Source organism: Sporichthyaceae bacterium, from assembly GCA_036269075.1.
In the GTDB taxonomy this organism is placed as follows: domain Bacteria; phylum Actinomycetota; class Actinomycetes; order Sporichthyales; family Sporichthyaceae; genus DASQPJ01.
This window is the reverse complement of sequence record DATASX010000114.1, coordinates 1-11,352: the sequence shown is the minus strand read 5'-3', so window position 1 is coordinate 11,352 and position 11,352 is coordinate 1. Positions and strand designations below refer to the sequence as shown.

General features: G+C 70.0%; 9 protein-coding genes. 5 read left to right on the top strand and 4 right to left on the bottom strand.

The genetic code is table 11. The features are described 5' to 3' along the window. From VHU88_20975 to VHU88_20960, 4 genes are all read right to left on the bottom strand, one after another. A partial coding sequence (locus VHU88_20975) for an ATP-binding cassette domain-containing protein (GenBank protein ID HEX3614171.1) occupies positions 1–139 on the bottom strand: 139 nt, incomplete at its 3' end. A 315-nt stretch (positions 140–454) separates the two neighbouring features. Then, positions 455–1,297 (bottom strand): Cof-type HAD-IIB family hydrolase, encoded by an 843-nt coding sequence (locus VHU88_20970; GenBank protein HEX3614170.1) that lies wholly within the window; start codon positions 1,295–1,297, stop codon positions 455–457. 88 nt (positions 1,298–1,385) lie between these two features. Further along, positions 1,386–2,042: a response regulator transcription factor gene (locus VHU88_20965; GenBank protein HEX3614169.1), complete on the bottom strand. Its 657-nt coding sequence runs from the start codon at positions 2,040–2,042 to the stop codon at positions 1,386–1,388. Positions 2,043–2,046: 4 nt separating this feature from the next. Continuing rightward, on the bottom strand, positions 2,047–3,303 hold the full coding sequence (locus tag VHU88_20960) for a histidine kinase (GenBank protein HEX3614168.1): 1,257 nt from the start codon (positions 3,301–3,303) through the stop codon (positions 2,047–2,049). Between the two features lie 203 nt (positions 3,304–3,506). On the opposite strand from VHU88_20960, the gene VHU88_20955 reads away from it, so the two are divergent. From VHU88_20955 to VHU88_20935, 5 genes are all read left to right on the top strand, one after another. Then, a complete protein-coding gene (locus tag VHU88_20955; GenBank protein ID HEX3614167.1) occupies positions 3,507–5,123 on the top strand; it encodes a dynamin family protein in 1,617 nt (538 codons plus the stop codon). A gap of 265 nt (positions 5,124–5,388) precedes the next feature. Next, a complete protein-coding gene (grpE, locus tag VHU88_20950) occupies positions 5,389–5,727 on the top strand; it encodes a nucleotide exchange factor GrpE (GenBank protein HEX3614166.1) in 339 nt (112 codons plus the stop codon). Then, entirely contained in the window at positions 5,724–7,583 is a 1,860-nt protein-coding gene (locus tag VHU88_20945) for a dynamin family protein (GenBank protein HEX3614165.1), read from the top strand. Before grpE ends, VHU88_20945 begins: the two co-directional genes overlap by 4 nt. A 100-nt stretch (positions 7,584–7,683) precedes the next feature. After that, positions 7,684–8,535, top strand: a complete 852-nt coding sequence (locus tag VHU88_20940) for a hypothetical protein (GenBank protein HEX3614164.1) — start codon at positions 7,684–7,686, stop codon at positions 8,533–8,535. 610 nt (positions 8,536–9,145) lie between these two features. Next, positions 9,146–10,936: a phosphoenolpyruvate carboxykinase (GTP) gene (locus VHU88_20935; protein ID HEX3614163.1), complete on the top strand. Its 1,791-nt coding sequence runs from the start codon at positions 9,146–9,148 to the stop codon at positions 10,934–10,936. Positions 10,937–11,352: the final 416 nt, after the last annotated feature.

The window sequence follows — 11,352 nt, the reverse complement described above, 5'->3', positions numbered from 1 at the left end:
TCATGCGCATGGTGGTGGATTTGCCGGCGCCGTTGGGTCCGAGGAAACCGGTGACGCGTCCTGGTTGGACGGTGAAGGACAGGTTGTTGACCGCGAGGGTGCGGCCGTAGCGTTTGGTCAAACCAACCGCCTCAATCATGGACAACTCCTCGTCAGCGTCGGATACCGCGACCGCGGTTCCGCCAGTTTTTCCGCGATGCGCCCCGGTGGGCCCGACAGCGGCTCGGTTGAGACACAGCATGCCGGGTTTGCGACCGTTGGCGCGTCGGCCTGCGGTCCAGAGCTACCGTGATCGTGACCTACCGTGGTCTGAGCTTCTCTCATCCCACGGTCGTAGGAATCCCGGCAGACCCTGATTTCACCCTGACGTTGAGTACAGACGCCTGTCCGCGAGCGTGGTTCAGTCCGACCAGCAATGGGAAGGGTTCGGTGGCCGGGGGTCCCGCTGGCAGGCTCAGTCCTGCGGGAACCAGCGACGCAGTGCCCTGGCGAGTCCGTCCGCGTCGACCGTCGCGGTGACCTCGTCGGCGACGGCCTTGACCGGGTCGGGGGCCTGCCCCATCGCGACCCCGTGCGCGGCCCAGGCCAGCATCTCCACGTCGTTGAAGCCGTCCCCGACCGCCATCGTGTCCTCGGCGGCGACGCCGAGCCGCGCACGCAGCGACTCCAACGCGGTGCCCTTGGTGACTCCTGGCGGCGTCGCCATCAGGCAGGCGTCGGCGTTGGCGAGGCTGTAGTGCACGCCGGGGACCTCCACCCCGGCGACCAGTTCGGCCAGCTCCGCATAGCTGTGGCCGGGCCAGAGCACGCTCATCCTCGGCGTCGGCCTGCTGACCAGGGTGTCGAAGTCGACGACGGTGGTGGCGCCGAAGAACTCGAAGGCGTTGAAGTCGTCGGTGGCGTAGTTGCCGACCCCGATGACCTCGGCGACGAACAACGGGTCCGGGACCAGTTTGCGCAGCAGCCGGGCCGGCTCGGCCGGGTCGAAGGTGACGGCGGTGACCACCTCGCCGGTCGCCGCGTCGACGAGCACCGCGCCGTTGGAGCAGATCGCCCAACCGGTGGACAGGTGCAGGCTGGTCAGGAACGGTCGGACCCCGAGCACGGTGCGCCCCGAGCACAGCACGACCTGGGTTCCCGCCGAGACCGCGGCGGCCAGCGCCGCCCGCACCGCGGGGCTGACCGCGCCGGGTCCGGTGGCCGTGAGGTTGGTGCCCTCCGCGCACAGCGTGCCGTCGATGTCGATCGCGATCAGTCGTGGCTGCCACTGGGGTCGACGCCGCACCGGAGTTGTCACGATGACAGAGGTTAACTCACCCGATCGAGTGGTCCAGTTGCCTGACTGGGCTGACCTGCGCTGATCGGCGATTCGCCGGCCGTGGGGCTCAGCCGTCGCCGGGGCGGACCAGGCCGGTCTCGTAGGCGAGTACCACCGCCTGGACACGGTCCCGGACGTCGAGCTTGGCCAGGATCCGGCCGACGTGCGTCTTGACCGTCGCCTCGGACAGGAACAGCTTCGCGGCCAGTTCGGTGTTGGACAGTCCGCGTGCCATCAGCACCAGCACCTCGCGTTCCCGCTCGGTGAGCGCGTCGAGCACCGCCGCGTCGCGCAGTTCGCCGCCTGCCGCGCCGAGGAAGCGGTCCAGCAGCCTGCGGGTCACACTCGGCGCGACCACCGCGTCGCCGCTGGCCACCGCGCGCAGCGAGGAGACCAGCTCGGCAGGCTGGGTGTCCTTGAGCAGGAAGCCGCTCGCGCCGTTGCGCAGCGCCGAGAGCGCGTACTCGTCGAGGTCGAAGGTGGTCATCACGAGCACCTTGGCCAGGCCGGGTTCGGTGATCTGCTTGGTCGCCTCGACGCCGTCCAGGATCGGCATCCTGACGTCCATCAGTACCACGTCGGGCTTGAGTTCGCGGGCCAGTTCGACGGCCTGCCGGCCGTCACCGGCCTCACCGACGACGTCGATGTCCGGCTGCGCGCCGAGCACCATGCGAAAACCCATTCGCATGAGTTCCTGATCGTCAACCAGCAGTACTCGGATCACCCGCTCAGGGTAGGGCCGGCGCCTGCGCTCCTCGAACCGGGAAGGTCGCCCGCACCTGCCAGCCGCCTTCCGGCCGCGGCCCGGCCTGCAGGGTTCCACCCAACACGGTGGCGCGTTCACGCATCCCGATCAGTCCGTTGCCGCCGGAGACCCCGACCGCGGCCCGCTGCCTCGGATAGGCCGCGCCGTTCTCGCGTGCCGGTTCGCGCGGCCCGCCGTCGGCGACCTCGACCTCGATCAGCCCGCCGACCCGCTCCACCCGCACATGCGCCTCGGCCCCGACCCCAGCGTGCTTGAGCGTGTTGGTCAGCGCCTCCTGCACGATCCGGTAGATGCCGAGCCCGACCGCGGCGGGCAGACCGGCCAGGTCGCCCCGGAAGACCAGCCACACCGGTAGCCCGACGGCGGTCACCTTCTCCGCCAGTTCCGGCAGCGCGGCCACATCCGGTTGCGGGGCGCGGGTGTCGCGCTCGTCGGACTCGTTGCGCAGCAGCTCCAGCAGCCTGCGCAGTTCGTGCAGGGCGCCCCGGCCGGTCTCGGCGATGGTGCGCACCGCGGTCTCGGCCAGCGCGGGATTGTCGTGGATGGCGTACGCGGCGCCGTCGGCCTGCACCACGATCACACTCACCGCGTGCGCGACGACATCGTGCAGTTCGCGGGCGATCCGGGTGCGCTCCTCGGCGACCGCGATCCTGGCCTGTTGGCCGCGTTCGGTCTCCAGCAGCGCCAGCCGTCGTTCCAGCTCGGCGTGATAGGCCCGCCGCGCCCCGACGAACTCGCCGAGCGTCCAGCAGAAGGCGAAGACCAGCAGCCCGCCGATCGCGACCGTGACGCTGACGCTCGCCCCGGCGTCGTCAAGGGGGCCGACCCGCCAGAACGCCCACACCACCGTGCCGATCGCCAGCAGCCCGGCGTACTCCAGTGCGCGCCTGCGGGTGGTGCAGGTGACCAGGGTGTAGAGCGCGACACCGAGGGCGAAGTCCCCGCCGCGGAAGATCAGGTCGGTGCGGCCGTCGCCGAGGCTGCTGGGCATGAGCACCTGCAGCCAGCCGCCCGCCATGATCAGGTAGCTGGCCAGCAGCGGACTGCGCCGCCGGAACATCACCGGCACCACCAGCAGCAGCCCGCTCACGGCGTAGGTGGCGAAGTTGGCCGGTGCCTTGTCCACCGAGGAAAGGAGGTCGAACATACCGAGGACCACCGCGATGATGGTGTCCCCGAACATCGGATGCGTCCGCATCCACAAGCTCAACCTCCGCACCACTCCAGGCTAGGCAGTCGCGGTCGGTTCGACGTCACCCTGCGGGACGACATCCCACGGTCGTGGCTACCGCCGTGGACGGATGCCCGGCCGGCGCCTGGTCCGGGCGCCGTTGGCGACAGGCGGAATTACCGTCGGCCACTCGTGGCACCATTCGGGGCGCGATCTCCGATGGCGGCAGATGATCTCGGCGAGGTGGCTCCTTGAGTGAACCAGCAGGCTTCGCTGGGCCGTTGTCGGCCGCGGTCGCCAGCCTGTGTGACCGGTTGCGACCGCAGGTGTCACCGGCCACGGCGGCCGGCTTCGCCGATGTACTGCACCGGTTGGCCGCGCCGTTGCAGGTCGCGGTCGCCGGGCGGATCAAGTCCGGGAAGTCCACCCTGGTCAACGCGCTGATCGGGCGCCGGGTCGCGCCGACCGACATCGGCGAGTGCACCCGCCTCGTCACTCGGTTCTCCTATGACGCGCTGGACCGGGTCGAGGTGATCTTCACCGACGGTGGCAAGCAGGTGCTGCCCTTCGACGCCGAGGGGATGATCCCGGCGCGGCTCGGTGTCGACCTCGACCGCGTCTCCCACCTTGAGGTGTACCTGACCAACGCGGTGCTGCGCGACCTGACCGTGATCGACACCCCCGGCCTCGGATCGCTGGACGCGGGCTCGGTGGCCAGGACCGAAAGCGCGCTGGGCACGGTCGCGACCAGCACCACCGCGACCAGCACCTCGGCGGTCGGCACCACCGCGGCCGGTGACTCGGCGACCAAGGACACCCTCGACGCGGTGTCGGCGAACGCGGTCGCCGGTGCCGAGGCGGTCCTCTACGTCCTCACCCAGTCCGCCCGCGCGGACGACCGCGAGGTGCTCACCGCGTTCAGCGCGGCGACCGCTGGCCGGGACGCCGGACCGGTCAACGCGATCGCGGTGCTGAACAAGGCCGATACGGTCGTCGCGGAGTCGGTCGCCGGTTCCGGGGGCAATGTCTGGCAGGCCGCGCAGCTGCTGGCCCGCCGGCAGGCCGAGGTGCTGGCTACCAGGGTCGCGGAGGTCCTCCCGGTGATCGGCCTGCTCGCCGAGTCGGCCGAGACCGGCCGGTTCAGCTCGGCGGACGCCTACGCGCTGCGTGGACTGGCCGAACTCGACGCCGACACGGTCGCGACCATGCTCGTCTCGGCCGAGCTGTTCACCTCCTGGGACGTCGGGGTCCCGGCCGCGACAAGGGCCGCGCTGCTGGCCCGCCTCGATCTCTACGGCATCGAATGCGCGATCACCGCCATCCGCGAGGCGCCCAACATCACCACCGGCTCGCTGCGCCGCCTGCTGCTGGACCTCTCCGGTCTCGCCGAGGTGCGCGGCAGGCTGGAGGCGGTGTTCCGGGCCAGGGCCGACGGCATCAAGGCCGCGGCGGCGCTGGCCTCGATCGTCGCGATCGCGGCGGCCTCCGGGGACGACGGCGAACGGCAGCGGGTGCACGACGCCATCGAGGTGCTGCTGGCCAAACCGCAGGCGCATCAGCTGCGCCTGCTGGAAGCACTCACCCTGGTCGCCTCCGGTGCTCTCGACCTGCCCGCCGACCTCGCCGAGGAGGTGTTACGGGTGGGCAGCTCGGTCCGGGTCGACGAACAGCTCGGCCGCCCCGGCGCCGAACCGGCCGAGTTGGCCGGCCACGCGCTGGAGCGGGCCGGCTGGTGGCGCTCGTTCGCCTCCTTCGGCGCGACTCCGGCGCAGAGCCGGGTGGCGCATGTGGTCCATCGGGCGTATTTCCTCATCTGGCAGCGACTGCGCGAGCAGACTGGGCCGGGACGAGCCGACCGAGGGGGATGAACCAGTGGCCGCGAACAGGATTGACGGAGAAGGAATCGAGGCGGCAGGAATCCACAGGGCGGGAATGGCCGCACCAGGGGTCGACGCACCAGGGGTCGGCACAGCAGGGGTCGGCACAGCAGGGGTCGGCACAGCAGGGGTCGACGCAGCAGGGATCGACACAGCGGGGATCGACAGGGCAGGGACGGCTGCGGCGGGGATCGATGGAACGGCTCCGGCCGGGCGTGCGTCCGAACCGGATGTGAGGCCCGATGAAGTCGACCTGATGGCCGTGGATCCGATCGATCCCTACGGCCTGCTGGAAACCGCGTTGTCCGAACGGCGCGCGGTGGTGCTGCTGTGTCTCTACGCGCTGGACCGGGCCCGCAGTACCGGGGTGGCCACCCAGCTCGAACGCGGTCTTGCCGAGATCGGCATCATCGGAGTGCGCCCCGACGGCGAGCGCTTCGACCCGGCCCGGCACGAGGCGGCCGGCACGGTGCCCACCGATGACGCCGAGCTGATCGGCACGATCGCGGAGACCGAGGCGGTCGGCTTCGTCGACCACGGCCGGGTGCTGCGCGCCCCGGTCGTGCTGGTCTATGCCAAGCGCGAGGCCGCGTGAACCTGCCGCGGACCGTCCGGGAGACCAGGCAGCGACTGCTCGACCTGCTCGGCGACCTCGACCCGGCCGGCGCGAACTGGGCTGCGACGCAGCGGACCATCCAGTCGGCCGCGCCCAGCGTCGTCGTGGTCGGTGAGACCAACCGGGGGAAGAGTTCGCTGGTCAACGCGCTGATCGCGCAGCCGAACCGGTCGCCGGTCGACGCCGATGTGGCCACCGCGACCTACCTCGTCTTCGGCCACGCGCCGAGCTGGCAGGCCCGTGCCTGCTATCCGGGTTCGGTGCCGCCGGTCCCGATCGAGCTGCCCGACCTGCCCAACTGGGTCGTTGCCAACGGGCAGCTGCCTCCCGGCGCGCTGCCGCCGCGCTATGTCACGGTCGACGGGCCGGTACCGCTGCTCGAACGTCTGACCATTGTGGACACTCCTGGGGTCGGCGGGCTGAACTCGATCCACGGTGAACTGGCCAGACAGGCCGCTGCCGACGCGACCGCGCTGCTGTTCGTCGTCGACGCGTCTTCTCCTTTCACCGCAGGCGAACTGGCCTTCCTTCGGGAGGTCGGCGAGCGGGTCGAGACCGTGTTGTTCGTACTGACCAAAGTGGACGCCTTCCGTGGCTGGCAGGAGATCCTCGACGCGGACCGCGCGCTGCTGGCCCAACACGCCCCGCGTTTCGCCGACGCCGCGATCGCGCCCTGTTCGGCCAGGATGTTCCAGCTCGCCGGCACCACCGGGGGTCCGCAGGCCGCTGCGATGCTGCGCGAACGCTCCGGCATCGTCGAACTCCAGACCACCCTGCAGGAACTGCTCGTCGGTCGGTCGATGATGCTCACCGAGGCCAACGGCCTGCGCGCGGTCAGCACGGCGCTGGCCGGACAGGAGGCGGTGCTGGCCACCCGCTGCCGCGCCTACTCGGCGGGCGAGGCGGAAGCGGCGGCGCTGACCAAACGGCGCGACGAGCTGGTCACCGCGCGCCGGTCGGCGACCCGAGGCTGGCAGGTGCGGCTGCGCGCGGAGATGCAGCGGGCGAGGATGGAGAGCGGGCACGAGGTCAGCCGGGAAATGCGCGATCTGCAGTCCTGGTTCCGGCAGGCCATCGACGCCGCCGACCGCACCGCGCTGGCGGACGCGCCCCGGCAGGTGGACGCCGCCCTGCAACTGGCCTCGGCCAAGCTGTCCGCCGCGCTCACCGAGCGGCTCGGCCGGGTCGCCGACACCGTGCTGGCCGAGCTGTTCTCGGTCGAGGAGATCGCGGTACTGCGCGCCCAGTTCGTGCGGGCAGGCCCGCCGGTCGTCCTGCGCGCCCCGGAACGCCGCAGCCCGACCGCCGACGACAAGCTGCTGGTGTTCATGGGCATCACCGGCGGCTTCGGTGCGGCGCGGGTGGCCGCGTTGCCGCTGGGCATGGTCGGCGCGGTCGCGCTGAACCCGCTGGTGCTGCCGGCGACCATCGTGATCGGCCTCGGTGCCGGCTGGTGGCTGGCCCGCACCCGCAAGTACGCGGCCGAGAAGCAGCAGATGAAGCAGTGGCTCACCGAGGCGATCGCCGATGCCCGCGCCACCATGGACCAGCTGGTCTCCGAGCAGCTCATCGAGGCCGAGGCGCAGCTCTCGCTGGCGCTCGACGAGGCGCTCGGCAAGCGGATCGACGCGATCGAGGCCGAACTGCGCGAGACAGACCGCACCATGAAGCTGCGGGCCGGTGAACGAGCCCGCGAACTCGCCGAGGCCGGCGCGCGCCTCGCCGAGGTGCGTGCCGGCCAGGCGCGGGCGAGTGAGCTGCTTGAGCAGATCAGGGCGCTGCGCGATCGCCGCTGGACCACCTGCCGGACCTCGATCGCGGATGGCGCAAATTAGCGGCTGGCCGACGGAACCGGATCGGCATACGGTGAGTCCAAGCAGGGAAAGTCCAATTCCGCCCCAGTCGTGCCGAGAAGCTGGAGAACAGGGGGAGCCGGTGTACATCGACAACGGTGATCCGGGTGACTCTGGTGAGCTGCAGATTGATGTCGACGGCCACGGGTTCACCGAGCAGGAGAACTACTCCTACGCCCAGGACGAGGTCGTCGACTCCTACGAGCTGACCGAGGCCAACGGTGACCACCTCGTCTACACCGACGACGACCACAGCGGCACGGCGGATCTGGTGACCGAGTACGACACCGAGGGCGACGAGCTGCGCCAGGCCCACTTCGACGCGGGACACTGGGTGGAAAGCGGCAATTCGGGCGCACCGACGGCCGGTGACCCGACCGCGGCCAGCACCGGGGACGGCGACGGGTCCGGCGAGACGATCAGCGTGGACACGCCCTCCGGCGAACACTCGATCGGCCCGGCCACCGTCGACACCAACCACGACGGCAAGCCGGACACCGCGGTGGTGACCGACGCCAACGGCGACACGATCATGTACACCGACACCACCGGTGACGGTCAGGCCGATGTGGCCACCGAGATCACCGCCGACGGCCACGTGATCATCGCCGAGCACACCGGCGAACACACCTGGACCGAGGAGCAGACCGGGCATCTGGACGGCAGCGGTCAGTATCACCAGGATGCCGGCGCGTCCGGTTCGTTCGACCCGCAGCTGGGCGCGACCGGCTCCGCGCTCTCCGGCGGACCGGCCACTCAGGACGCCGCGAGCGACCGGTTCTGGAGCACCGCACCCTCGGTCGGCACTCCCTCGCACGGTTCGGACGGATCGGTTGACGGGGCGCAGGACGCTTCGGACTCGGTGAGCGCCTTCAACGGCCACGGCGTGGTCCGGATCGACGCAGCGACCGGTCAGTGGATCTCCCCCAACTGAGCCGAACTGAGCCAGACCGAGCTGAACTGGGCCGGTCCGAGCCAATCGAGCTGAATTGGCTGGGCGAATCGAGCCGAACCAAGCCGAACTGGGCCCGAACCGAGTCCGGCTGGGCCTTGACCTGAGGCCGGCCGAGGGGTTGGCGCTCGTTCACCGTTGCCCGACCGAGACCTGACTCCTGCCGGCAAGCTCCTGGCGCTCGGTGCCGAATGAGACGCGGCCCTCATCCAGCCGTCATCTCGATGAGACCTGGCCCTCAACAAGCCTCACAAGATTTTCTCAGGGTCACTCAACCGGCGCAATCTTTCCGGCGCTTAATCGATTCCCTGATCGTTTTTGTGAGCGAGCCGACAGGTTCGACCTCTGCGGTGCGCGCCCGGTGGGGCTAACCTCAAGTAATCCCAATTTCTTCGCACGCCCCTTCACACCGGGCGTGTAGAAGCCATTTCCACGGACGACGAAGTCCCGGTGATCGGCATGGAGGCTGCCGAATGCCGGGACTACGTGACGTCCAGTCAGGAGACGACGCGAGATGACCGCAGTGTCAGACGCTAGGGCCACCCGGCCGGTGGCCGACGCTCAATCCGCCGCGCCGGAAGCCATCCCCGGCTTGAGCGATGCCCCGACCAGGCACGCTCGCCTGCTGGCCTGGGTGCGCGAGGTCGCCGAACTGACCACCCCCGACGAAGTGGTGTGGGTCGACGGTTCCGAGAACGAGTGGAACCGCCTTACCAGCAAGCTGGTCGACGCGGGCACCTTCGTGCCGCTGGCCAAGAAGCCGAACTCGTTCTGGGCCGCGTCCGACCCGGATGACGTCGCTCGCGTCGAAGAGCGCACTTTCATTTGTTCGGTGGATTCGCAGGACAGTGGTCCAACCAATAACTGGATGGACCCCACCGAGATGAAAGGGATCATGACCGAGCTGTACCGCGGCAGTATGCGCGGTCGCACGATGTATGTGATCCCGTTCTGCATGGGCCCGCTGGGTGCGGAAAACCCCATGCTCGGTGTTGAGATCACCGATTCCGAATACGTTGTCGTGTCCATGCACGTGATGACCCGCGCCGGCACCAGGGCGCTGGAGAAGTTCGGCACCGACGCGGACTTCGTGCAGTGCCTGCACTCCGTGGGCGCCCCGCTGCAACCCGGTACAGAAGACGTGCCGTGGCCGTGCAACACGACCAAGTACATCACCCACTTCCCCGAGGAGCGGGCGATCTGGAGCTACGGCTCCGGCTACGGCGGCAACGCGCTGCTCGGCAAGAAGTGCTACTCGCTGCGAATCGCCTCGGTGAAGGCGCGCGACGAGGGCTGGCTGGCCGAGCACATGCTCGTCGCCAAGCTGACGTCGCCCGAGCGCAGAAGCTACTACATTGCCGCCGCGTTCCCCAGCTCGTGCGGCAAGACGAACCTGGCCATGCTCGAGTCGAGCCTGCCGGGCTGGAAGCTCGAGACGATCGGCGACGACATCGCCTGGCTGCGCATCGGTGCCGACGGCCGGATGTACGCGGTCAACCCGGAGAACGGCTTCTTCGGCGTGGCGCCCGGCACCGACTTCCACACGAACCCGAACGCCATGCGCACCATCGGCAAGGGCAACTCGATCTTCACCAACGTGGCCCTGACCGACGACGGCGACATCTGGTGGGAGGGCATGGGCGAGCCGCCCGCGCACCTCACGTCCTGGAAGAAGCAGGACTGGACGCCCGCCTCGGACGAGAAGGCCGCCCACCCGAACTCGCGGTACTGCACGCCGATCGACCAGTGCGACACGCGGGCCCCGGAGTGGGAGGACCCGCGCGGTGTGCCGCTGGACGCGATCTTCTTCGGTGGACGGCGGGCGACCACGATCCCGTTGGTGACCGAGGCCCGCGACTGGCAGCACGGCGTCTTCCTCGGCGCGACGATGTCGTCCGAGACGACCGCCGCCGCCGTCGGCAAGGTCGGCGTCGTCCGTCGCGACCCGATGGCGATGCTGCCGTTCCTGGGCTACAACGCCGGCGACTACTTCGCGCACTGGATCGACGTCGGCAAGGGCGCGGACGCCGTCAAGCTGCCGCGGATCTTCTACGTGAACTGGTTCCGCCGCGACGCCGAGGGCAAGTTCCTGTGGCCGGGCTTCGGCGAGAACGTCCGCGTGCTCAAGTGGGCGATCGAGCGCATCGAGGGCAAGGCGGCCGCCACCGACACCGCGATCGGCCGGGTACCGACCGCCGACGCGCTGGACGCCTCGGGGCTGGACCTCGACGCCGCGGCGATGCAGGCCGTCGTGGACGTCGATGTCGACGAGTGGCGCCAGGAGATCCCGGACATCGAGGCGTGGTTCGAGAGGATCGGGCCACAGCTTCCGTCGTCGATGCGTGACGAGCTGTACTCGCTCAGGCAGCGCCTGGACGCTTAACTCCGCGCAGGCGCATTGCTCGCCGGCGGTCGACGATGCCGGCGAACCGGGCGCCCGCGTGTTGCCGCAGCGCCTCCTCGAGGGTCCGCTGACCGCGCCCGGTCATGACCCCGAGGAGGCAACCGGGTCGGCCGTTCAGGCCGGGGAACCGGTCGTGCAGGGGGCCGGCGATCAGCCCCGGGTGGGCGGTGCGGGACGAGCCCGAACTCGAGGCCGACGCTGCTGCCGGTGGCCCGGATCTGCCCGTACCAGCGCCGCATCGAGTGATGCCGGGCCGGCCCGGCCAGGTGAATCGTCGTCGCGCGCGTCCCGGCCGCAGCCGGCGGCAGGGCGTCCCGGTGCAGGTCGTTGAGCGATTCGAGAATCTGGCCGAGGCGGCCCCAGTCGGCGCCCGCCTCGGTCATCAACTGCTGGCT

What these genes read in the sequence shown, in the direction of transcription:
- grpE (HEX3614166.1), top strand. Translation starts at nt 5,389, where the DNA reads ATGGCCGTGGATCCGATCGATCCCTACGGCCTGCTGGAAACCGCGTTG.